The 24,217-nt window shown below is 41.8% G+C and carries 17 protein-coding genes; 4 read left to right on the top strand and 13 right to left on the bottom strand.

Going from position 1 to position 24,217, the window contains the following annotated elements:
* Positions 1–6: 6 nt before the first annotated feature.
* Positions 7–1,113 carry a helix-turn-helix domain-containing protein gene (locus FIU21_RS12310; protein WP_172891400.1) on the top strand — a complete coding sequence of 369 codons (1,107 nt, stop codon included), beginning with the start codon at positions 7–9 and terminating at the stop codon, positions 1,111–1,113.
* A 15-nt stretch (positions 1,114–1,128) separates the two neighbouring features.
* A complete protein-coding gene (locus tag FIU21_RS12305; RefSeq protein ID WP_004358885.1) occupies positions 1,129–2,205 on the top strand; it encodes a helix-turn-helix transcriptional regulator in 1,077 nt (358 codons plus the stop codon).
* Between the two features lie 291 nt (positions 2,206–2,496).
* Here the strand turns inward: FIU21_RS12305 and FIU21_RS12300 are convergent, their stop codons facing one another.
* The 11 genes from FIU21_RS12300 to FIU21_RS12250 all read right to left on the bottom strand — a co-directional run bounded on the left by FIU21_RS12300 (position 2,497) and on the right by FIU21_RS12250 (position 17,375).
* Complete coding sequence (locus FIU21_RS12300) at positions 2,497–4,083, bottom strand: S41 family peptidase (protein ID WP_004358886.1); 1,587 nt, start codon at positions 4,081–4,083, stop codon at positions 2,497–2,499.
* A 326-nt stretch (positions 4,084–4,409) separates the two neighbouring features.
* Entirely contained in the window at positions 4,410–6,365 is a 1,956-nt protein-coding gene (locus tag FIU21_RS12295; RefSeq protein WP_036885740.1) for a DNA topoisomerase IV subunit B, read from the bottom strand.
* A 105-nt stretch (positions 6,366–6,470) separates the two neighbouring features.
* A complete protein-coding gene (locus FIU21_RS12290; protein ID WP_004358888.1) occupies positions 6,471–6,860 on the bottom strand; it encodes a four helix bundle protein in 390 nt (129 codons plus the stop codon).
* A 130-nt stretch (positions 6,861–6,990) separates the two neighbouring features.
* Positions 6,991–8,139, bottom strand: coding sequence for a hypothetical protein (locus FIU21_RS12285; protein WP_004358889.1), 1,149 nt, complete (start codon positions 8,137–8,139; stop codon positions 6,991–6,993).
* A gap of 306 nt (positions 8,140–8,445) precedes the next feature.
* Positions 8,446–9,873 carry a THUMP-like domain-containing protein gene (locus tag FIU21_RS12280; RefSeq protein WP_036885741.1) on the bottom strand — a complete coding sequence of 476 codons (1,428 nt, stop codon included), beginning with the start codon at positions 9,871–9,873 and terminating at the stop codon, positions 8,446–8,448.
* A 237-nt stretch (positions 9,874–10,110) separates the two neighbouring features.
* Positions 10,111–10,842, bottom strand: a complete 732-nt coding sequence (locus tag FIU21_RS12275; protein ID WP_036885742.1) for a M15 family metallopeptidase — start codon at positions 10,840–10,842, stop codon at positions 10,111–10,113.
* Between the two features lie 254 nt (positions 10,843–11,096).
* Entirely contained in the window at positions 11,097–12,293 is a 1,197-nt protein-coding gene (locus FIU21_RS12270) for a serine/threonine protein kinase (RefSeq protein ID WP_004358892.1), read from the bottom strand.
* A gap of 1,105 nt (positions 12,294–13,398) precedes the next feature.
* Positions 13,399–14,157 (bottom strand): succinate dehydrogenase/fumarate reductase iron-sulfur subunit, encoded by a 759-nt coding sequence (locus FIU21_RS12265; RefSeq protein ID WP_004358893.1) that lies wholly within the window; start codon positions 14,155–14,157, stop codon positions 13,399–13,401.
* Positions 14,158–14,204: 47 nt separating this feature from the next.
* On the bottom strand, positions 14,205–14,558 hold the full coding sequence (locus FIU21_RS12260; RefSeq protein WP_004358894.1) for a four helix bundle protein: 354 nt from the start codon (positions 14,556–14,558) through the stop codon (positions 14,205–14,207).
* A 110-nt stretch (positions 14,559–14,668) separates the two neighbouring features.
* Entirely contained in the window at positions 14,669–16,651 is a 1,983-nt protein-coding gene (locus FIU21_RS12255) for a fumarate reductase/succinate dehydrogenase flavoprotein subunit (protein ID WP_004358895.1), read from the bottom strand.
* 37 nt (positions 16,652–16,688) lie between these two features.
* Positions 16,689–17,375, bottom strand: a complete 687-nt coding sequence (locus FIU21_RS12250) for a succinate dehydrogenase/fumarate reductase cytochrome b subunit (protein WP_004358896.1) — start codon at positions 17,373–17,375, stop codon at positions 16,689–16,691.
* Between the two features lie 773 nt (positions 17,376–18,148).
* Here FIU21_RS12250 and FIU21_RS12245 point away from each other — a divergent pair.
* Complete coding sequence (locus tag FIU21_RS12245; RefSeq protein ID WP_231291300.1) at positions 18,149–18,694, top strand: hypothetical protein; 546 nt, start codon at positions 18,149–18,151, stop codon at positions 18,692–18,694.
* A 333-nt stretch (positions 18,695–19,027) separates the two neighbouring features.
* Positions 19,028–19,384, top strand: a complete 357-nt coding sequence (locus tag FIU21_RS12240) for a hypothetical protein (RefSeq protein WP_172891399.1) — start codon at positions 19,028–19,030, stop codon at positions 19,382–19,384.
* Between the two features lie 681 nt (positions 19,385–20,065).
* Here FIU21_RS12240 and FIU21_RS12235 read toward each other — a convergent pair.
* Both FIU21_RS12235 and FIU21_RS12230 read right to left on the bottom strand, forming a co-directional pair.
* On the bottom strand, positions 20,066–22,651 hold the full coding sequence (locus FIU21_RS12235; RefSeq protein ID WP_004358898.1) for a glycoside hydrolase family 84 protein: 2,586 nt from the start codon (positions 22,649–22,651) through the stop codon (positions 20,066–20,068).
* 311 nt (positions 22,652–22,962) lie between these two features.
* Positions 22,963–24,192 carry an MFS transporter gene (locus FIU21_RS12230; protein WP_004358899.1) on the bottom strand — a complete coding sequence of 410 codons (1,230 nt, stop codon included), beginning with the start codon at positions 24,190–24,192 and terminating at the stop codon, positions 22,963–22,965.
* Between the last annotated feature and the right edge of the window lie 25 nt (positions 24,193–24,217).

Raw genomic sequence — 24,217 nt, 5'->3', positions numbered from 1 at the left:
AGTATAATGATGAACCAACAAATAGACCTCTTGAAAAGTATTCTGTTTGCAGAATGGACAACACTCGTCACATTCGGCATCTGTCTCCTTGTACTCCAAAAGCAGAAGAAACCAGCTTACCAACTATATACGAGGGCACGTCAACTGCTTGCCATCAACTTCCTAATCTTTGCCATGGAGCCGTTCTTGTATTGGCTGAAGGAGGAAGAAATCTACAGCATTCCCTATCCAGAGACCATTAGCCTAAGCTTGTATCTTATTGTTACGGTGCTCCTTTCTATGATCTACCTGCCGTTTGTCCAACCTGATTACATTACTCGAAAAAGAGTACTCCACAATGTCATCTTCCTTGCTGGCTGTCTTTCTTTCCTCTGCATCGGAGCTATCATAGGTGGAACATTCAGACTGATCAGCCATATAACTGTAACGGTGGTTCTCTTAACAATGGTTATTCTTTTGGGAATCCGTTTCTACAGCTACTACCGAAAGGCGCAACAAAAGATGGCTAACTTCTATGCTGACAATTTCAAGCAGTCTATCGCCTGGCTCGCACGTTCGGTAACGCTTGTCATTGCACTGGGATTCCCCTGTTATATTCCGTCTATTCTCCCTCACTGGGGCATTGAAATCTACAAGGCACTCTGCCTCCTTTCTATTATCTATATGTTCTTGTCATTCACTAACTATATGTTCAATGCCAATTTTGTCGTATTGAATATCACACTTCCGCAGAAGAATGTACGGCTTGATAAAGGTACCATAGAGAAACTCCAGCGATGTACCCTACGCTGGCAAAAGACACCTGCTGCCCTGACGAAGAACATAACCATCAATGATGTTTCTCGTCAGTTAGGAACCAACCGCACCTACCTCTCACTTTACCTCAATACCTATCTGAACCTAACCTTTAGTGAATGGATAGGACAAATCCGCCTTAAGCAAGCTAAGACTTTGCTGGCATCCAATGCCATCATGAGCATGGAGCAAGTTGCTGAGGCTACAGGCTTCACATCGTCATCCGCTTTCAGCCATTACTTCAAGGCACATGAGGGACTTTCACCCATAAGATGGCGTAGGCAAACTCGACACAAGAAAACGGATCAATCAGACTAATAAGGAGGGAACAAAATGAACAGTTTGCTTTTCAATAGTATCTATAACTACCTGCTACTTTATCTGGCAATCGTTGCGTGCATCTTTGCCTTGAACCTATTCTTCATTATCTTTCCCCATACTCCTGCCAAACGTCGCTACCGACAGGCTCGTTATGCCATTGCCACAGGACTGCTGATGGTCGCTATCCTCAGCTTCATCCACTGGTACTTTCAACTCAGAGAACTTTCTTCTTACTATTCTATTGCCATCACCATAGGCGTACTTTTCCCTGCCCTTACTCTTTTTATCATGGCTTTCACCGCTATTATCAGCGAAGAAGAAATCAAGTCAGAACACATGGAACGTAATTTCATCCCCGTTATAGCCTGCATCATAACCCTATGGGGAGGAGGATTTGGCAACGACAGAGTTCGCATTGTCATCCTTGTCATTGCTTCTGTCGTTTTTCTCGTTGAGACATTCACCCTTAGTCTTTTGATGAGAAGATCGCTTAACAAGCGGGTGGAGACACAAAGGCACCCCCCTTCTGTCCAAGCTTTCATACTGTGGTTACGACTACCCATGTATTGGGGTGTTGTCACTGGAGTGCTGGGTATTGCAGTCATGGTCGTCAGTAAAAAGATTGCCATATTACTACTATTCAACTTTGTCATCTTCTTTTGCCATCTTTTTGTCTCTATTCTCAACTATGCCATGCATTTTGAAAAGAACACACTGGCACAACAAGCGGTAGTACTATCAGGGAGGCAGAAGAGAAAAAGGAAGATAGAAGAAGAGATCCAACAGTGGATAAAGAAGAAACGATACATGAAGACGCAGCTAACGCTCAACGAAGTAGCACTGCAACTGCATACCAATCGCACCTATCTCTCACAGTATCTCAACATGGAGCTGAATATGCCTTTCGGTACTTGGCTGTCCCAACTGCGCCTGAATGAAGCCAAACAGATGCTAATTGATGAGCCCTCGCTCAGTATTACAGAGGCTGCTCAGACCTGCGGCTTCTCATCGGTCAGCAATTTCTCTCACCTCTTTTCAGCACTGGAAGGCATGACACCACAGCAATGGAGAGTATCAAAGAAAGAATGAAAGAGGGAATGGAAAAGGACTCTTTATGGTAATGAACAATCCTCCAGATGGCTGAATAGCTTCAAATCCCAGTCGCCTTTCCTTTCTTATTCCCATGCATTTGTAAATAGCGGGAAACAAGTAGGAATAGAAATACACGTAAAATTAGGGCAGAGAATATGTGAATTTACAGAAAACGGCACGTATGGCTTTGTCAAACCACACATGCCGCTTTTTCTTATTACATACGTTCTTCTCTTCAAGATAGAAGCCTGTAATGTCTTTTATATCGCTTTTTGATTAAGACATCAATTACAGACTCCTGTCCGTATTAGGTGCTGTACAAAGTTTAATGGCCTTATTCACAATGTCACTCTGCTCGTTCCAAACGCGGTAGTATTCGTTCATATCCCACAAATCGCGTGCTACGAGTGCTTTTAATTGAACTTTGATATAAGGCATGGTAGCCGTTAGTTCTGCCTTATCCTTTGGTTCCACCTTCTCTTTCTTGCCCTCTGCTATAATCGTGTCAAGCAATGATTGTGGTACTACGTAATTCTTATTGAAGGTGTCAAATGACTTATAAAGTCCTTTCAGAGTTGTTCTGTTTGCATCAACATACTTCAGATAAGCATTCATAATGATGTTCTTTGCAGCCAAGAGACGATGATATTTCGTGTATTTAGTTGTATCTAAAGGCACGAAGTAATCGGGCATAATACCGCCACCACCATATACTACTCGATGGTTACGAAGTGTGTAGAACTTCTGAGAAGTATCAAAGTGAATACTATCAGGATTGGTTAGTTCACCATGTTTCAGGCGTTTCTCAATATCCATTTCATAATCCTTCAGGTCGCCCTTTGTGTAAGGTTTCTGAATACAACGACCACTTGGCGTATAGTAATGGGCTATTGTCAGACGAATCATACTACCATCAGGGAGGTCAAGCGGACGCTGTACAAGTCCCTTACCAAAGGTTCTACGGCCCACAACCGTTCCACGATCATTATCTTGAATAGCACCAGTGACAATCTCTGCAGCCGAAGCAGAGAGTTCGTTTACCAATACATAAACCTTTACATCCTGCAGTCGTCCGTTGCCAATAGCCTTAAAATTCTGGCGACGAGCGCGTCGTCCTTCGGTGTAAACAATCATGTCATTGTTCTTAAGGAACTCATTTGATATCTGAACAGCCGACTGAAGATAACCGCCACCATTGTCTTGTAGGTCGAGAAGGAGGGTCTTCATGCCTTTCTTTTTCAGTGAATCAACAGCCGACATGAACTCGTCATGGGTCTTCATACCGAAGCTCTCGATTCGGATATAGCCCACATTAGGACGAATCATATAAGAGGCATTGATAGTATGAACTGGTATCTTAGCGCGTGTAACGACAAAGGTCAACACCCCTTTCACACCACGGCGTACAACACCTAACTTCACCTTCGTTCCCTTCTTACCACGAAGCATCTTCATGATATCGATACGTGCCATCTTCACACCAGCGATAGTAGAGTCGTTTACACTGATGATACGGTCGCCAGCAAGGATTCCCACCTTCTGAGATGGTCCGTTGACAACAGGCTGGATAACGACAAGTGTATCTTCAATCATATTGAACTGTACACCAATACCCTCAAAGTCGCCTTGCAATGGTTCGTTCATTGCCTTGGTTTCCTTCGCATCCGTGTAGGTAGAATGGGGGTCGAGTTTCTCGAGCATACCCCTAATACCATCCTCGACTAACTTCTGCTCGTTCACAGAGTCCACATAGAAGTTAGTGATAGCCATCTCTGCTATCTGCAACTTACGCAAGGGTGAGTCGCTCTTAAGCTGCGCTGACAATGGTAAAAAGCTAAAGAAGCAAAGGAGTGAAAGATAGATATACCTTTTCATAGACTAATATTATATTTTAATGAAACTCTATTTTCTTTGAAAGACAACTAATGAGACTGTCATTTGAGTCCCTTCGTTTGCCCTTCTATCTCGTTGAATTTATTGACTGATATTGCTTGTTTAATATCCTGTTTGTGACAATTACGTAACGTACAGACTGATTATTCTGATAGAACTCTATACTCCTTTAACAGAACACTCGACTGATTTTAAAAATTAGTCGAGTGTTTTAAAAAATCAGTCGACTGATTTGAAAGTCCCTATCAACGGTTCTTTGGATAATTAATGATAGTCAATCCATATCATGAGAAGCTCTTTTACATCTCTCATTGCTCTTCTGGCAAATCCTCTTCAATCACGAGGTTGTCAATAATAAAGTTCTGACGTTCCATCGTGTTCTTACCCATATAATACTCCAAGAGTTTGGCTACCTGGTCATTCTTATGCAAAGTAACTTGCTCTAAACGCATATCTGGACCGATGAAATGGGCAAATTCGTCAGGAGAGATCTCACCAAGACCTTTGAATCGAGTGATTTCTGGGTCTGGACCAAGCTCGTTGATAGCTGCTACACGCTCCTCCTCAGAGTAACAATAACGTGTAATAAAGTCGTTCTTTTTCTCTCCTTTCACACGACGAGCGTCCGCTTCGGCAATTACCTCTTTGTTCTTTATCTTTGTTCGACGGTTACGAACACGGAAAAGCGGTGTCTGAAGGACATATACGTGTCCTTTCTTTATCAGCTCTGGGAAGAACTGAAGGAAGAAAGTTATTATCAACAAACGGATGTGCATACCGTCAACATCGGCATCCGTTGCGACAATTACCTTGTTATATCTAAGCGAATCGAGTCCGTCTTCAATGTCGAGCGCAGCCTGAAGGAGATTGAACTCCTCATTCTCATACACTACCTTCTTCGTCAGACCAAAGCAGTTAAGCGGCTTTCCACGCAATGAGAAGACCGCTTGTGTGTTGACATCACGACTCTTAGTAATACTTCCGCTGGCTGAATCTCCCTCTGTTATAAAGATAGAACTCTCCTCCTTTCGATCGTTCTTCACGTCACAATAGTGTACACGACAGTCACGCAACTTACGGTTATGGAGGTTGGCTTTCTTCGCTCTCTCACGTGCTAACTTCGTTACACCAGCCATTGCCTTACGCTCTCGCTCGGTCTCCTTGATTTTATTCTCAAGTATATCGGTGAAGTCTTCTTTATGAATATGAAGGTAGTTGTCAACGTTTGTCTTGATAAAGTCGCCCACATACTTATTGATAGACTCACCATCAGGCGACATCTGTGTGGAACCTAACTTAATCTTTGTTTGTGACTCAAATACTGGTTCTTCAACGTTTACAGCGATAGCAGCCACCAATCCGTTACGAATGTCACCATACTCATACTTGCCGAAGAACTCTTTTATTGTCTTGGCAATATGCTCCTTGAAGGCTGTCTGATGTGTACCGCCCTGCGTTGTATGCTGACCATTCACGAAAGAGTAATACTCCTCGCCATATTGATTGGTATGTGTGAAAGCAATCTCAATATCCTCTCCCTTCATGTGAACAATCGGATACAATGGATCAACAGTCATATTATCAGTCAAAAGGTCCTTCAAACCATGTCGACTAAGTATACGACGACCATTGTACATAATCGTCAATCCGGTGTTTAGATAGGTATAGTTACGGAGCATCTCCTCTACTATATCATCATGGAAGCTATAATTTTTGAATAGCGTTGCATCTGGTTCAAAGTAGATATAGGTACCATTCTCGTCCGCAGACTTCTTTGTTTTGTCGCTTTGGAGGTTACCTTTCTCAAACGATAGTTCACGCACCTTACCGTCGCGGAAGCTCTTTACCTCAAAATGTGAACTTAGTGCATTAACAGCTTTCACACCGACACCATTCAAACCAACACTCTTCTTAAACGCTTTAGAGTCATACTTACCACCCGTATTCAGTACAGACACAGCCTCAACAAGCTTACCTTGTGGAATACCACGACCATAGTCGCGCACACTAACACGCAGATTATCCTCCACATCAATCTCAATACGGTCACCAGCATTCATCTTAAACTCGTCAATAGAGTTATCAATTACCTCCTTCAAGAGTACATAAATACCATCTTCAGGCAACTTTCCATCGCCCAAACGACCAATATACATACCCGGACGGGTACGCACATGCTCCATATCCGATAGGTGTCGGATATTATCGTCGGTGTAAGAAACGGGTGTTGGGTGTTGAGTGTTGGGTGTTGATGAATTATCCATTGTTGGGTGTTTGGTGTTGAGTATTGGGTGTTAATGAATTGATAATGTTGGGGAGTAGGTGTTGGGGGTTAGGTGTTGAAACTAATTGAGAGATATCAAAAATGTCTACTTACTGAAAGGGGATGAGGAGTTGGAAGACTGAAGCAGGGATTTTCTCAATCCTGCGAGCTGTTTTACGATACAAAGGATTTGGCTATCGAATTCTTCCCGCTGTGTTGTAGAGATGTAATGATAGGCTTCTGCCAATTCTATTTGGCTCGAAACCTCCATTAAAGAACCATTTGCTATATCAAGAAAATGTATCCTCTCCTTACTACCATAGCGTCCAAAGCCTTCTGCAATATTAAACATAACAGATGTAGAAGCACGCTGCAATTGATTTGTCAACGCATATCGTTCTTCTTTTGGAAATGATTTTAAGGCTTCATTGACATTAATAGCCAACTGCTTAGCGTCCTTATAAACATCTAAACGCCTGTAATAAAACAATTCCATAGGTACATCCTTTTACATTCTAATAGTCCTTAAGTGTCTTAGTGTTAGGTGTTAATATAGAAGAAACACGTGAAAATATAGAAAGAACACATGTTAAAGCTGTCCATCAACACCCAATACTCATCACCCATCACCCAATAGCTTTCCTATAGCACCTACGCTTCTTGTGCATAATTGGGTCTAATGGACCCCACTGACTCTGTACGCTTTCGTTGGTTTCCATCTCCACGTGCGTTTCACCCCACTTGAAGCCGTACTTCACATAACGTGGAATGAGGTCAGCAAAGACAAGGGAATTAGCTCCCTTTGAGCGGTACTCTGGTAGGACACCAATAAGGAGAAGGTCTACAACCTCCGTCTTATGGAACTTTATTGCACGTAGTAAATGCCACCATCCGAATGGGAAAAGACGTCCACGGTGGCACTTCTGCAAGGCACGTGTTAGTGATGGGATTGTGATTGCAAGACCAACTAACTGGTTATCCTTATTGCCATCCTCAATAACTGTAATGAGATCGAGGTCGGCAAGTGGGAAGTACATCTTTACATACTGGTCTATCTGGCGATCAGTTAACTCAGAGAAGCCATACAAATTAGCATAAGTCACATTGATTAAGTCAAAGAGTTTCTTGCCATAACCACCCTCGAAGATTTCCTTCTTGGTCAGTTTACGCACATGGAGATTATATCGTTTCTCCACCATCTCTGCAATCTTTGTGTATTTCTCTGGAGCTGTCTCTGGGACATCAAGACGATATTCGACATAGTCATTATCCTTTTCCCAGCCACCAAGTTTCTCCATGTGCTTTGGATAATAATCGTAGTTATAGATAGTTGCCATTGTTCCGAGCTGATCAAAGCCCCATGTCAACATACCCTCTGGATCCATATCTGTGAAACCGAGTGGACCAACAACAGAGGTCATGCCCTTCTCTCTACCGTAGTCTTCAACAGCTTTCAACAGAGCTTTTGTCACTTCTATATCGTCAATGAAGTCTATCCAGCCGAAGCGAACATCCTTCTTGCCCCACTTTTCGTTTGCCTTATTATTGATGATGGCAGCTACACGCCCCACCACCTTTTCCTCCTTCAAGGCGAGGAAATACTCAGCTTCGCAGAAGTCAAAAGCAGCATTCTTGTCTTTTGACAACGTATTCAACTCATCGCTATAGAGGTTTGGGGCATCATATTGATTACCCTCGTAGAGGTCATAATGACACTCGATGAAAGCTTTTAGGTCTTTCTTCGTCTCTACTCTCTTTATCTGAACTGATGACATTTAGAATCTTTTAATTTCGTTATTTTCCTAATCTTAAACGTGCAAAAGTACTAAAAAAAAGGTAGATTGGCAAATTTACGCTCCTTTTTATTGACTATCACTACCCTACTACTCAGTCATAAGGACTCGTGTTAGGCGTCCGCACCATATGTGCTGAGCGTCCGCACCACACGTGCTTGACGTCTATACAACTCCAGTTTATGCTTAACATACTTGCAAAACATCATTTATCAAATAGTTCTTAAGCATTCACTGAAACCTCAATAACCATTTATTATAATGATAGATAGCACTTCATGGTACCTTCTACTTTCTTGTTAACATCGCTGTTTTCTTACAAACGAAGAGGAGATGATTGCTTTCTGCATCCGTGGTTGCAAAGAGGTAGATGTCTCCTCCCTCTTTTATCTTTAACCTTTTACGTAGTTCAGCAACACTCATAGGGAAGTTGCGCACGGCAAGATTGGCTTTGTCTATCCCCGATAAACGACGTCGTAGCTCCTTCTTATTGAACGATGAAACAGCTGCTATCTCAAACTGACGACCTGGAAAATCATGGATAGACTCCTCTGAGACAAAAAGATGAGAATTAAGACTGAGTGCTGAAAGTGGATAACGGGCAGTAAGCAAAGCAAAACAGCCTGCTTTCATCAATGAAGCATTGGGCTCATAGAGATACTGCCCAGCCTCTGGAACAGCCGTAAGAAGTCGCTGCGATACGATTAAAGCCTCATCGAGAGAATAAGAAACGATGTTATTATCATTCACACAGAATACCTGTAAGGCTTTTTCCGTAGCCGTCTTATCATCTGTTTCACCTTTCGTTCTCTGCAAAACTAACAGTAATTCCTTACATTCATTGCGTACAGAGACGATATGTACCTCACGAACAACATTGCCCAAACGATTGAGTTCGTCCACAGCACGATGCCAATCGAGCATTGGCGACAGCTTTATAACAACCGTATCAGCCTTCTCTAAGAGTTCTTCTTCCAATGCCAAGACATCGGGTGCACAATCACTTATGAGCACTGTCTTACCTCCTTGTTCATTACGACGCGCTGGATCGAGGAATAAAACAGACACATGGTCGAGCTGATGGAGGTAAGCTGTACCATCGGTATTCACTACTTCAGCTTGTGTTAAGCCTAAAGCGTGGAAGTTATGACGTGCCAATTCGCACAAGTTCTCCTGCTGTTCGACATAAATAGCACGTTTGAAGCTGCGTGCTATAAAGGAGAAATCAACGCCAAAGCCGCCTGTTAGGTCACAGAACGACCCTTCAAAACTGTTCTGAACATGATTATCTTGCTGCGTAGGAGTAGTTTCTTCTCCTGCAGAAGGTCTGCTATAATCGTTATTTAGGTCAGAAGAAACGAAGTTCTCTACCCCTACAAGGCGTGCAACCAATCGTGCCTTATATTCCGCAGTCTGCTCACTTGAACACTGTTCCATCGATAGATGCGGTGGGTAAATGATGTCCTCCTTCGCTGCCCACGACGGCAGTTTCGTGCGTGCAGTTTGCCATCCTGCCAACTGGTCGAGCAGGAAGGGCATATCAATATCGGGGTAGCGGTGGGATTGGAGGGCTAAGACAGAAAGACTACCGAGCAGCCCCTCCCCCTTACCCCTCCCCCAAAGGGAGGGGAGTGAAATGTTATGTTTGCTCAAAACTTCCTGCACATATCGTGGCAAAGGAAATTCCTCTTGCTTAATTTTGTCCGTTTTATTCATCTTATCTGCCTATACTTTTATCCTATTAAATACTCCAACACCTTAACTAAAGAGTCTTATATCGTGTTTAAGGATTCTTGCATATACCCTTCTTATCTATTCACATTACCCTTCCTCATATCTTCTTGCTTTCCATTTAACATCGGAGTATCTCGGTATTCACTCCCCTCCCTTTGGGGGAGGGGCAAGGGGGAGGGGCTACTTGGTAGAGGAAGCGAGCTGTGGTTTTCTTCCTTTTTACCTCACCACCCTCAAATTCTGCTTTGCCCAAGCCCTTGTACAAAGGTTGAAGTGCCACCACTCGGTACGTAAAGGCATGAAACCAGCAGCACTCATCACCTCACGAAGGAGTCTGCGGTTGGCTAATGCCTCACGAGAGATAAGACGACGAGCAACGAGGTCATTCTCTTTATCAATATGACTGGCTATACCCATGTGGTCTACCTTCACACCCATTGGAATCGTATCTATCAAGCAACGGGTGGCACCATCACGCCATGTAGCATCATTCCATGAGGCCTTGCAGATACTAATATCTACAGCCATTCCATAGTTATGCATACCTCCTCCGTGCGCAGGATTAGATACATAAAAATACTTTGGGGTATCTTTCACTGCGTCCCACATCGTCTGCTGTACGCTCATCGGTCGTGTGGCATCGAAGATACAAAGGCTCAAATCAGGACGACGACGCTTCAACTCCGCCTGCGCTTTACGCAATGCTTCTGCACAAGCAGGTAATACATAGGCATCACGAAGGTCATGATAGAGTACACGATTACAGAAGTTATCCGTACGAGCATACATCAAAGCCACCTTGATAGAAGGTACTACATGCTTTATATTTACCAACCCCTGCTGCTCCATTGACCGACCAGCAGCCTGCCGACGACTCATCGTTGGTGTCTGTGCGTGCATACTACAAGCAAAGAATATGGCTGCAAATAGCAGATAAAAGACTCGTTTCATTCTTTTTATTCATTACATATTCTACAGCCAGACACGAATAGCAGCTGTAGAAATTATCAATCATTCGTTAATTAAAACACTTAAACCGACCAACGAAAGCTAACAAGGGCAGACACTGTCTTCCTCTCGCGCCCTCTCAAGGTTCGGAAAGAAAGCACAGCCTCTGCCCCTGCCTTCTGTAAACACTATCACTGAGTAAGTCAAACATCATATCTACATGACTTAGTCCTTACCTCTATAGCGTTTATATCTTATTAGTTTAATGCAGCCTTCTTCTGCTTTACATAATCGCCAAATACACGATCTACCTCAGCACGCTGCTCATTATCGAGTGTATCGTTAGCTTGAATCAATCCACGATAATAGATTTTGATAGCCTTTGACAACTTTGTTTTATCTGCAGAGTTCTTCTCAAAGATATTGTCAAGGTCCTTGTAAAGGGCTGGCTTCATCCTATTCATAAAGGCAAGCTTACCTGTTGCAGGAGCCTCAGCTTCAGTAGAAAGACTGTCAGATTGCTCTGCTGTATTCACCTTCACTGTATCTTCTGGAGCCGTTTCAGCATCAGAGCTAAAGACAGATGACACATCAATCTTACCTACTTGGTCAATCAATGCACCGCCATAGTTATAAAGCAACACACCGATTCCAATAACAACTGCAATTATCAAGCCTAAGACAACAGTACCTTTACCAATCTTTGGCATACTGAACGAAGAGCCTTCATTGTTCAAATCAGCAAAGAGTTTATCAACATTGCTATAACGATCGCTTCGCTTGAAAGCACAACAACGCTTGATTACCTCGCTGTAAGCTAACGTCAAACCCATCACTTTCATAATAGTACCGAGCGAATAGATATCGGCTGTAGCGTCTGCAGTCAACGTCTCATCCTTCATCTCTGGTGCCATAAAGCGTATTGTATCAGCTGTTGGCTTAACATCTTCAGGTGAAAGAACACTGAAATCAATGAGTTTTACATAGTCACCCTGTGTTGTAACAAGCACATTTGAAGGCTTCAAATTACGATGAATGATCCCTTGCTGATGCGCATAACGCAGTGCATCAGCAATCTGATTGATAATTGCTATCTTCTCATCGTCAGTATGATTTTCCTTGAGATAAGCCTGTAAAGTACGTCCTTCAACATACTCTTCCTCTATACAAAGTCCGTAACCATCAACCTCAACCAACCCTTGATAGCGAACAATACCAGAGTGATTGAGTCGTTGGCACTGTTTAAACTCACGCTTCAATGCATTACGAAGCAACACACGCTCACGGTATTCTTCCTTTAGAGTCTTCAATACGACTGCCTGGTCGCCCTTACGACACTTCACAATCATACAATATCCCTGTGATGGAATAACTTTATATTCAGTATAACTGACCTTTACTGGAGCATCGGCAGTCTGTGCCTGTTCGTTAGTGGAAAGTTTGTTCTCACTCATTGATATTCGTAGGTTTTAATTGTCTTTACGTCTTTTGTGTACAAAAGTAGTAAAAAAAAACGAGATAAGACAGATATTCAAGGGTAAAAGAGTAAAAAGGTAAAATGCTGAAGCATAGCTTTGAAAGGGAAAAAGAGTAAAAGAAGAATAAGAGGAAAAGCATTAACTCTATTACTTTCGATACTTTATTCTCGTGTCACGATGGCTACAAGCCGTTCTACCCCACTTCAAAATGTCTTCTTTATAGGCATCAAAGCATGTCTTATTCTATGCTTAACAATTCTCTTACAGCGACATAACATGTACTTTCAGAACTACTTTCACAAAGATAATAGCTTCCTACATTAAATAAATAGATTAAAATAAAATAATGACTTATATACCTGTATGGTATGATTTTCCCAAATTAGATGGTCTTACAAAGAGGGATAAAATACAAGATAAGATGCGAATTGATATGATTTCTATCCGTCTTCTACAAACAGCATACTTCCACACTGCCGATATTTGTAAATAATTTTCCAATAACTCAAAATCAAGACATGCTCTTTTAGCTTCTAAAAGACGCCTAATTGACTTGCAAAAGGTGCCCTTTTGAAGGCTAACTAACGCCCTTTTGAAGTCCAATTAAGCACCTTTTATTTTACTACTTGATAACTAATTGATTCTCTGTTGATTGCAAACTTTCTTTTTATATGTGTTTTTTTCGTTATTTATAGAGGTTTTACTCGATACAATGTAATTATTTTTCAAATCCTTATCTATTAAATTAGCTGTTATTTATCGATACAAATAATAAGTCTACTCATCAACTTCTAAACTCGTAAACTATCGATCTGTGACTACTGATTAAACGAATTACGTTGCGATAAGGATTCGAGTAATTAGCGTAATTCGTAGTCGGTGAAAGTAAAATCATAAAGTTCAAAGGTCAAACCTCAAAGGTCAAAGGATATAAAAGAGGTTCAAATCATAAAGTATCGTATACTAACTTAACTGGGACATATAAACAAAAATCCCATAACTCATATATCAGAGCTATGGGATTTCCTATGATTGAATAAGCTTGGTAGTAGTCTATAGGGCTACTACCTGTTGCTTATGATTAATCAGCAAACTTTGCCTTGATGAACTCACGGTTCAAACGAGCGATGTTAGCAATCTTCTCGTTCTTAGGACAAACAGCCTCGCAAGCACGTGTGTTAGTACAGTTACCGAAGCCAACTTCATCCATCTTAGCAACCATTGCCTTAGCACGCTTAGCAGCCTCAGGCTTACCCTGTGGCAAGAGAGCCAACTGGCTAACCTTAGATGAAACGAAGAGCATAGCAGAACCATTCTTACATGCAGCTACACAAGCACCACAACCGATACATGTTGCACAGTCCATAGCCTCATCAGCATTGTCCTTAGAGATAAGAATAGCGTTAGCATCCTGTGCCTGACCAGTACGGATTGATGTGTAACCACCAGCCTGAATAATCTTATCGAATGCTGTACGGTCTACCATACAGTCCTTGATTACTGGGAAACCAGCTGAACGCCATGGCTCAACAGTGATAACATCACCATCGTTGAAACGGCGCATATAAAGCTGACAGGTTGTTGCACCACGCTCAGTCTTACCATGTGGAGTACCATTGATATAGAGTGAACACATACCGCAAATACCCTCGCGGCAGTCGTGATCGAAGACGAATGGTTCATCACCAGCAGCAATCAACTCCTCATTAAGGATGTCAAGCATCTCAAGGAATGAGGTGTCATCTGGGATATTCTTCATCTCATGTGTATCGAAATGACCCTGATCCTGTGGACCATTCTGCTTCCAATACTTAATTGTGAATGATATATTCTTTGCCATTGTGTTATGTTTTAGTTGACAAGTAAACAAGTTGTGAAGTAAACAAGTTATTTGTTCAGAGTCTTAATCAAAGACGTTAGCATCCTAATTATGCCTTGGGTCTTATCGCATAGTTGCTGTGCAAGTTCTGTCGAGATATACCCTAAGTCTTTCGATAGAATCAATTGAGTTTCTAACTCACACGCAGAACCTAATGCTATACTAAGGAATCTCTCAGTTTCACGAGTATGGATTCTGCCATAGCCTTCTGCTATGTTCGAGGGAATTGATACAACGGCTCTACGCATTTGGGAAGCTAATCCAAATAATTCTTCCCGTGGATATGTCTTTGTTGCCTTATATACTTCTAAGACAAGTTCCATTGCTTTCTGCCAGACGATCAAATCCTTGTGAGTATTCATCGACCTTGTTTGTATTACATCTTGTATATTGTCTGTATTATACTAATGGAATATGTTTAAGGCAGAACAAGCTAACAACTTGTCAACTTGTCCTCCCGTCAACTCGTCAACTAGTTTTTATAATTACGTGTTTGTACCTTGATTGCCTCATACTCGAGAGGTTCCTTGATAAGCTCTGGGCTCTTGGTGTCATCACCCTGATACTCCCAACAGCCAACATAGAAGAAGTTCTCGTCGTCACGCTTAGCCTCACCTTCCTCTGTCTGGTGCTCCTCACGGAAGTGACCACCACAACTCTCCTCACGATGCAATGCATCATAAGCTACGAGCTCACCCATAAGGATGAAGTCACGGAGGTGAATTGCCTTATCAAGTTCGACGTTCAAGCCTTCCTTCTTACCTGGAATAAAGAGATTAGAGTTGAATTCCTCGCGGAGAGCCTTCAACTGCTTAAGACCTTCCTCAAGACCTTCCTTGGTACGACCCATACCTACATACTCCCACATGATATGACCAAGCTCCTTGTGGAGAGAGTCAACAGAACGCTTACCCTGAATACCCATCAAACGATCTGTCTCAGCCATAACAGCCTTATCTGCCTCATCAAACTCAGGACGGTCGGTTGGAACCTTTGCCCAGAGTGCCTGATCAGCAAGGTAGTTCTGAATAGTATATGGCAATACGAAGTAACCATCAGCAAGACCCTGCATCAAAGCAGAAGCACCAAGACGGTTAGCACCATGGTCAGAGAAGTTACACTCACCAATAGCAAACAGACCAGGAACGGTTGTCATCAGCTCATAGTCAACCCAGATACCACCCATTGTGTAGTGGATAGCAGGGAAGATCATCATTGGATTATAGTACTTCACGCCGTTAATCTCATTAGCGAGTTCGCCTGGATTAACGTCTGTAATCTCCTCATACATATCGAAGAGGTTACCATAACGCTGAAGAATTGTATCGATACCAAGGCGGTTGATAGACTCAGAGAAGTCGAGGAACACAGCAAGACCAGTGTTGTTAACACCGAAACCATGGTCGCAACGCTCCTTAGCAGCACGTGATGCAACGTCACGAGGTACGAGGTTACCGAATGCTGGGTAACGACGCTCCAAGTAATAGTCGCGATCTTCCTCTGGAATATCAGATCCCTTCTTTGTTCCTGCCTGCAATGCCTTTGCATCTTCGAGCTTCTTAGGAACCCAGATACGGCCATCATTACGCAGAGACTCTGACATAAGGGTCAGCTTAGACTGCTTGTCGCCGTGTACAGGGATACAAGTTGGGTGAATCTGAACGTAAGAAGGGTTAGCCATGTAAGCACCCTTACGGTAGCACTGGATAGCGGCTGTACAGTTACAACCCATAGCGTTGGTTGAAAGGAAGTATGCGTTACCATAACCACCAGTAGCGATAACAACAGCATTAGCTGTGAAACGCTCTAATTTACCAGTCACAAGGTTCTTAGCAATGATACCACGAGCGTGACCGTCAACGATAACTACGTCCTCCATCTCATAACGAGTATAGAGCTTTACCTTACCTGTAGCAACCTGTGCACTCAATGAAGAGTAAGCACCGAGCAACAACTGCTGACCGGTCTGACCCTTTGCATAGAAAGTACGGCTTACCTGTGCACCACCGAAAGAACGGTTAGCAAGCATACCACCATACTCACGAGCGAATGGAACTCCCTGTGCAACGCACTGATCGATGATGTCGTTTGAAACCTCAGCCAAACGATAAACGTTAGCCTCACGAGCACGATAGTCACCACCCTTTACTGTATCGTAGAAAAGACGGTAAACTGAGTCACCATCATTCTGATAGTTCTTTGCAGCATTGATACCACCCTGTGCAGCGATAGAGTGTGCACGACGTGGTGAGTCTTGGATGCAGAAGTTATATACGTTGAAGCCCATCTCACCGAGAGAAGCGGCAGCACTGGCACCAGCCAGACCTGTACCAACAACGATAACATCCAGTTTCAGTTTATTCTTTGGGTTAACCAAACGCTGATGTGCCTTGTAGTTAGTCCACTTCTCGGCTACAGGACCTGCTGGTATTTTGGAATCTAATATCTTTGTCATGATTGTTTTGAATTAAATTTTCAACTTAGATACTTAATTATGCAGCACAGCAAAGGCTTGGTGCACAATGGAAAGCAAATGCAAGCACTACAATGAGGAAGCAAAGCATCAACAGCGTAACATAAATGTTACCAATGGTCTTCCAACGGTTGAACCATACTTTACCGTTGACACCAACTGTTTGCATAGCACTCCAGAAACCGTGAGAGAGGTGGAACCACAATGCTACAATCCAAATAACATAGAGAACTACGTAAACTGAATTAGCAAATGTTACCTGGATGTACTCAAAACCATGACTTGGTGGAATCTGAACATGCATACCTGTAAGCTCTGCAAACATCATGTTGTACCAGAAGTTAAAGAAGTGAAGTCCAAGACCGAGCAACACGATGAGACCGAGAACAAGCATGTTCTGGCTTGCCCACTCTACAGTTGCAGGCTTCTCTGTAACAGCATAACGATTGTCACCACGTGCACGGCGGTTCTGCGCTGTAAGGATGAACGCATAAACAATGTGACAAACTGCCAATGCACCAAGACCAGCAGTAGCTGCTACTGCATACCAGTTGGCACCCAACAGCTCACAAATCATGTTGTAAGCCTCTCCTGAGAAGAGCGCAACAAGATTCATACAGCAGTGGAACGTCATGAATAGGATCAGGGCCATGCCAGTAACTGACATAATCACCTTTCTACCAATAGATGAATTGATTAACCACATAAATGTTTTGATTTTAAATATTTAAATTGTTAGAATTATTATTCCTAAATGAATGTAGCGAGAAGACTGTATTCAGCCTCCCTCTCGTAATTATTGTTCATTAAATTAGATACCAAGATGTTGGTATGAGTACATACATAATGCGTTGCAAAAATACTATATTTTAATGATTTATCAAAGTATTTTAAACAAAATGTATAGTATTTAGACTTAAAATAAGGAGGCTTAGCCTATCCTAATAAATGAGGATAGTTTTAGAAGACGCACAAACCTCGAAAGTTAAACAAAAACTTTCGGTGTTGTATAGTTATTTTAATTCATCAGTGAAGTGGAGCAAAAAGATTAGTAATGGCTGATATACCCTTCCCATATTAGTGATCTATTAGCATATTACTATGTGTTATTAAGACCCTCTCTTCCCATCTTTAGCCGATGTGTTAGTACTCAGCACGTACCGTGCGATTGGTAAGCACCAATGGTGCGGAGCGTTAGCACCAATGGTGCGGAAGGCTAAATATCTTGCTGTATGTTACCAAAATGGAGGCAACTTGTTGTTAGAAAGTACCGAAAACTAAGTCAACCTATCTAAAATCTATCCAACGTTTGTTTATTTAAAAACTATTATCTACATTTGCAGCGATATCAATGCTACTTTATAAGAACAGCAACAAAACAGCTACTATTCGCAAACAAAGGTAACGAAAAACATTTATTGAACTCAAACATTCACAGAATTCTAATGAATGAATGTATCAATATTAAAGAATTAAGCAATGAAAAAGATTATTTTAAGCTTATTACTTGTATTGTCCTGCATGGTTGCCAATGCTCAAGATAACAATCTGGACTACAAGAGCAGACCAGCTTTTTTGAGGTCAATATTCAACAACAGTAAAAGCGAGATAGAGCTATCTATGAACGCTTATGCCAACCTCCATATCGTTGCGGGTAAGACAATAGCTGTCAAGGGGAAAGCTTCAAAAGCAGACTTCACTATTGAACCTGACGAAGATGACGTGTGCGACAAATCCTATAAGGTTTATAACGCTCATTTTAACGGCGTAAGCGTACAATACAGTACCTATGCTTATGCAGACGTATTATATCTGACTATCAATAAAGAAGATTATCATATAAACGATTATGATGGTGCCTGTGATTCGCATATAAAAAACTTAAGGCATCAATATAAGAAGACTAAGACCGGAGAAATCCTAACGTTGACTTGCACCAAGGACATTCCATTGTTTAGTGACAATTCCAATCGAAGGGTTATCTTGAAGAAAGGTTCAGTGTTAACCTTTAACGTAAAGAAATGAATTCGGGCTTCATCACCTCATTTCTTAGATTATCATTCACTCGAACCTATTACAAACAATAGGGACAGACGCCATCGCCTATCCCTATTGTAATTTATTTGTTGTCTTTCAACAAGCAACTTTTAATCTCACATTGTCCGTCAATTCCTTTTCGTTCTTACCTTGGGAATAAGTAGAGAAGTAAATATTTTAAAAGGAACAAGAACTACTATATCATTATCTTACAACGATTTTCCTATTTTTTTCACCCACACTTACTTTCTTTTTAAATGAAAACAACTATCTTTGCAAGGAACAAATAACTTTTTAATCATAAACTATAAGATTCAAAGTATGAGTAAACCTATCTATTTCTTACCTTGGGCTATGAGAATGGTTATTATATTATGCTTGGTAATAACTCATATCCAACAAGACAGCCTTGTTTACATACTATCTGCTTTTACCCTTATATTGATTGTTTTCTGTATCTGGGGATGTACGAAAAGTAAGACACAGGACATTTTAAAAGTATTTACTGGTAATAGAACACAAAACATCTTTGATATCGTGATGTCTGCACTCGCCATAATAATAGGCTTGTACAGTAAAGACACAACTACGGTTATAGAAGGTGGCGCACTATTAATAATATCGGTAATCAATATTATATCACCTATCAAATACAAAAAATCAGGTTCATCCGTTTAATGCGCAGATTCTTAGTAGAATGAGATTAATCCACATAAACGGAATGATTACCCCCAATTAGTTGGTTTTATAAAGAGGAATAAACTATATGACAAGTGTAATTAGCTACAATGTATATCTGTCTTATACAAACAGATTATTCCCTCATTAGCCGAATCTTGTAAACTATTTTCACACAGCTCAAAACCAATACATGCTCTTTTGGCTTCTAAAAGACGCCCAATTGACTTGCAAAAGATGCCCTTTAAGACCCTTACTAACGCCCTTTTGAAGTCCAATAAAGCACCTTTTATTTTACCATTTGGTAACTAATTGATTCTCTGTTGATTGCAAACCTGCTTCTTATATGTGTTTTTACCGTTAATTATAGATGTTTTCTTTGAAATTATGTAATGATTTTTCAAACTTCTATCTACATATTTTTGAAGTCTAAAAAGAAATGATTTTCAATGTCATAGGATGATAAGAGGACAGAAAGTTGACTGTCTTAGCCATGTTTTTTGTTTAATGAGTAACTTCGATTCTTCCGTTAAAGCAATACGAAAAGCGTTCACACATTTAACTGAAGAACCAAAAGTCATAACGTAAAACGAGAGGGTATAAAAAGTAATTCCACTTTTATACCCTCTCGTTATTTTAATATTTATATTACTTAATACAGTAATCTAATTCCTCAACACCTTACTTCTTCGGAATAATCTCGAACACTTCTGCCTTACCAATCAACTCCATACGCGTTACTTTCTTTGCCACATCAACAGTGAAGAAAGGCTCATTAGAAGTGAACTCAGCCTTCAGCTTGTTACGCTTATCATACTGGCAAACGCGAACAGAACCACCCTCTGGCAATGAAAGCATGAAGGTGTAAGAAGTCATACCACTTGGTACCTCGAACGAAACAGCACCTGTATTCTTGAAAGATGTACCAGGCTGATGGTCGAACGCAAGAAGAACATCGTTTGCTCCAGCCTTAGAATTCTCAAACTCAAGCGAAGCTGCACCAGCAGGTACCACTACGAACGAACGAATAGAAGCCCAGTTCTTACGGTCTGAGTCAAGACGACGCAAACGAATATAACGTGCTTGCACTGGTTCGCCCTGCCAAAGAATGTCATACTGGTTCTTCATATCGCCCAACATGGTATTCCATGTCTTGCCGTCAACAGAATATTCAAGTGCTGCATGGTCGTAGAAGTCGCAATCATCAGTAGAGTTACGCCCCTGAAGGATATGCACTTCACGTACAGACATTGGTTCAGGGAGGGCTACACCCATCCAGTCACCAGCCTTCTGTGCTTCACCAGAGGTGTAATGTGTTATGCTATCGCCATCGAACATCAAACCAGCTTGAGTTGTCTTAAGATTCTTATAAGAACCGATACCACGTAGTGTGAATGCCTTTTCGCCTGAAAGCTTCTCATAGAAAGCATCACCGAGGTCGTCCATAGCGAAGTCGTAGAATGGCTGCAACTTCATAGTTCCCGACTTATGAGCCTCGTAAGCTTTCTTATCTTCTGCAGACATACGGCTCTTAACATACTTACTCCAGAACTTCAAGTTGTCACCACTACGATAGAGATCCATCAATTCGATAGCGTTCTTACCACGTTCGCCTAACTTAGCAAACTCTGTAAGCCAAGGCTTTAGCTCCTTCATCAAGAGATTATCAGTGCAACCAGCCTCAATCTCAGCAGGTGCTTTAGCCACACGTTCGAACTCCTGATAGAGTTTATCACGCTTTTCCTTGGTGTAATCAGCTAAACGGAAGGTCTCTGTTTCCCAAGATTCGTCACGACGATAGCCTGTCTCCGTATCGGCAGAATGGATAGCGAAGGTGCGGTAAGCCTCCTTTGCACGTGGCATCATCACCTCCAAGCCACGCTCCCAGCTGTCGATTGGGTTATAATCAGATGGATTCCATGTATAATCAGCTACACTATAAAGAGAGAGTTTTGATGCTTCTCCATGCTCCATTGGGTTGCTGACAAGACCACACATATCCTGATCGGTGAGCGATGTCTCCAATCCATAAACCGGACCCTGCAATACAATATTGCGTACATAGTCCGTTACAGCATAGTTCCACCAGAAGAAAGCAGGACGCTTGATGCGACTATCCACCCAATCGAGTGTACTCTTTGTCACATCGCTACAAACAACATCGCCTGTCCAGAACACACGTACAGATGGGTCGAGGGTCTTACCATAGATGCTCAATGGCCCGTTCTCGTCTGCCTTTGCCCACAACTTAGAATAGTCTGTAGGACAAATAATCAGCGGAGCAACGTCACCCTTTGCCTTTACAAACTCCTTTGTCAAACGATTCAACAGCTCAACTTGTCGGTTAGGGTTGGTTCCCTCGCCTGAGATATCATCAAAGAAGATAGCAAATGACTTCACACCAGCTTGATACATGAGGTCAAGTTTGTGCATAAGATTCTGATAGTCTTCCTCGTTCCACTTGATATCCTTACCTGGATGAATAGCCCAAACGAAGTCTACACGGTTCTTCTTGCAGGCTGCAACAAGTTCCTTGATGTCCTTCATCTCATTCTCTGGATAAGGCAGACGCCAGTTAGGAGAACTGTGATAAGGGTCATCCTTTGGTCCATAGATATAAGTATTCATCTTGTACTTACCATAGAAGTCAATCAATGAAAGGCGTACTGCGTGCGACCATGGTGTACCATAGAAACCCTCCACAACACCACGATAGGCAAATACTGGTGCATCATTGATTTCCAAACAAGGTAGTTTCTTACCGCCTTCTACGGATGGGTTCTCCATAATTTGGCGCAAAGTCTGTATACCATAGAATACTCCTAAGTCATAATCAGCCAGAAGTGTGATTCCTTTCTTGGTGATTCTTAGTGTGTAAGCACCGTCTACATCGGCCCCACTCTGCTCTCCATCTTTCAAAAGCACAGGTATCTTCACTAATTGTATCTTCATTGGAAGACCCTTATCAGCACGAGAAAGGAAGTTAAGGTCAGTCCAATAGTCCCAACTCTGCTTACGAGCAGGCTGCGGTTGGTCAAGTTTAACACCACCACTGATGTCTACTGTTCCCTCACCTGTCAGTTTCACGTAACGTGGTGTAGGATTAATAACGAGTCCCTGATGGTCAATCTTCTTACCAGGAACAGGATTAACTAACTGCACTTCCGAACGCTGACTGCCTAAATCGAAGTCATTATCCTGTGCATGAGCTGCCGTAAGGGCACACATGCCCAAAGCGAAGGTCACTAAAAGTTTCTTTTGTTTCATGTAGGTTTTTAATATTTGGTATCCGCCCTGCCCATATACTTTCGTATTAAACAAGCCAAGGATTAAATAGTAATATGATTGCTTCCCTTTCTAAGGAAAAGGGATTCTATTTGCAAAGATAAGGAATTAAAATGAATTTCATCTATTAACTGATAGCAAAAAGCAAAGAATAGGGATTTCTTTAGCTAAAGGATGAACCTCTAACTATAGTCTTTCCAAACTGCTCTTTGCCTTTTTTCATTGCCTAATATAGTCCTCCATTACGCAGAAAATAAATTTATTAATGACAAGACTATAATCAAACATGTAGCTTACTCACGCTTCATCTTTGGCAAATAGACGGCTATAATACCTAATAATGGGAGTAATGTACTTACTTTAAAGACAAAGAGAATACTCGTCTGGTCGGCTAACCATCCAAAGAAGGTACTTCCAAGACCGCCAAGACCAAATGAAAGTCCATAGAAGATACCGGCTATCGTACCGATATGATTAGGCATGAGGTCGGTTGCATAAACCAATATTGCAGAAAAGGCTGATGCTATAATGAGCCCAATGATGGCTGATAAGATAATTGTTCCAGCAAGACTACCCACATAAGGGAGCATGATTGTGAATGGTGCTGCCCCAAAGATAGAGAACCATATCACGTATTTACGCCCGTAGCGGTCGCCTATCCAGCCTCCAAGAAGGGTTCCGACAACTTCTGCTGCTAAGAAAACAAACAGGCAGAATTGGGAAGTTTGAATAGATACCCCGAACTTCTCTATCAGAAAGAAGGTGAAATAGCTGACCATACTCTCTGTATAAAAGTTCTTGGAGAACATCAACACGAAAAGGATAAATACAAATCCATAAATCTGATTACGTGTATATGCCTTTGCTGTTGTCCATCTTGCCCTACTCCGTTTACGAACGACCTTTAATTGTTTTACATGCCATTTTCCTATATAAATCAGTATAACGGCTAAAAGAAGGGCTATAAACGCAAACCAGCGTACACCACTCAAGCCGACTGGTATCACTATCAGGGCTGCAAACAATGGTCCTGCTGCAAAGCCACCATTGCCTCCTACCTGGAAAATACTCTGTGCTAAACCATTGCGTCCACCAGAGGCTTGCTGTGCCACTTGCGAACCTTGCGGATGGAATATAGAAGAGCCTAAGCCGAACAATGATACAGATAATAAGATGACAAGGAAACTATCGGCATACGAAAGCATAAAGATTCCTATAAGCGTGAACACCATACTCACAGGCAATTGCCACCAACCATGATGCTTATCGGCATAGAGTCCGACGAAGGGTTGGATGATGGAAGAGGTTAGCTGTAGTACTAACGTTATGATTCCAACTTGAAAGAAGGATAATCCAAACTCATCTTTCAACATCGGGTAAATTGCTGGGAGCATCGAATGCATTGTGTCATCTAACAGATGACAAAAACTTATCGTGAGCAGAATGCCCAAGGCTGTACGTTCTTCGTTTCCTTCTTCTATCGTATTATTTAGCTTCATATGCTGATTATTATCTCCGAACATGCAAAGGTACATATTATCTTTATAA

The sequence above is a fragment of the Prevotella melaninogenica genome (assembly GCF_013267595.1).
In the GTDB taxonomy this organism is placed as follows: Bacteria; Bacteroidota; Bacteroidia; order Bacteroidales; family Bacteroidaceae; genus Prevotella; species Prevotella melaninogenica_D.
This window is presented reverse-complemented; position numbering and strand designations above follow the sequence as displayed.

Excerpts from the sequence above, each read along its gene's own strand:
- FIU21_RS12310 (WP_172891400.1), top strand. The coding sequence starts at position 7 with ATGATGAACCAACAAATAGACCTCTTGAAAAGTATTCTGTTTGCAGAA.
- FIU21_RS12305 (WP_004358885.1), top strand. The coding sequence starts at position 1,129 with ATGAACAGTTTGCTTTTCAATAGTATCTATAACTACCTGCTACTTTAT.
- FIU21_RS12300 (WP_004358886.1), bottom strand. The coding sequence starts at position 4,083 with ATGAAAAGGTATATCTATCTTTCACTCCTTTGCTTCTTTAGCTTTTTA.
- FIU21_RS12295 (WP_036885740.1), bottom strand. The coding sequence starts at position 6,365 with ATGGATAATTCATCAACACCCAACACTCAACACCCAACACCCGTTTCT.
- FIU21_RS12290 (WP_004358888.1), bottom strand. The coding sequence starts at position 6,860 with ATGGAATTGTTTTATTACAGGCGTTTAGATGTTTATAAGGACGCTAAG.
- FIU21_RS12285 (WP_004358889.1), bottom strand. The coding sequence starts at position 8,139 with ATGTCATCAGTTCAGATAAAGAGAGTAGAGACGAAGAAAGACCTAAAA.
- FIU21_RS12280 (WP_036885741.1), bottom strand. The coding sequence starts at position 9,873 with ATGAATAAAACGGACAAAATTAAGCAAGAGGAATTTCCTTTGCCACGA.
- FIU21_RS12275 (WP_036885742.1), bottom strand. The coding sequence starts at position 10,842 with ATGAAACGAGTCTTTTATCTGCTATTTGCAGCCATATTCTTTGCTTGT.
- FIU21_RS12270 (WP_004358892.1), bottom strand. The coding sequence starts at position 12,293 with ATGAGTGAGAACAAACTTTCCACTAACGAACAGGCACAGACTGCCGAT.
- FIU21_RS12265 (WP_004358893.1), bottom strand. The coding sequence starts at position 14,157 with ATGGCAAAGAATATATCATTCACAATTAAGTATTGGAAGCAGAATGGT.
- FIU21_RS12260 (WP_004358894.1), bottom strand. The coding sequence starts at position 14,558 with ATGAATACTCACAAGGATTTGATCGTCTGGCAGAAAGCAATGGAACTT.
- FIU21_RS12255 (WP_004358895.1), bottom strand. The coding sequence starts at position 16,651 with ATGACAAAGATATTAGATTCCAAAATACCAGCAGGTCCTGTAGCCGAG.
- FIU21_RS12250 (WP_004358896.1), bottom strand. The coding sequence starts at position 17,375 with ATGTGGTTAATCAATTCATCTATTGGTAGAAAGGTGATTATGTCAGTT.
- FIU21_RS12245 (WP_231291300.1), top strand. The coding sequence starts at position 18,149 with ATGAAAAAGATTATTTTAAGCTTATTACTTGTATTGTCCTGCATGGTT.
- FIU21_RS12240 (WP_172891399.1), top strand. The coding sequence starts at position 19,028 with ATGAGTAAACCTATCTATTTCTTACCTTGGGCTATGAGAATGGTTATT.
- FIU21_RS12235 (WP_004358898.1), bottom strand. The coding sequence starts at position 22,651 with ATGAAACAAAAGAAACTTTTAGTGACCTTCGCTTTGGGCATGTGTGCC.
- FIU21_RS12230 (WP_004358899.1), bottom strand. The coding sequence starts at position 24,192 with ATGTTCGGAGATAATAATCAGCATATGAAGCTAAATAATACGATAGAA.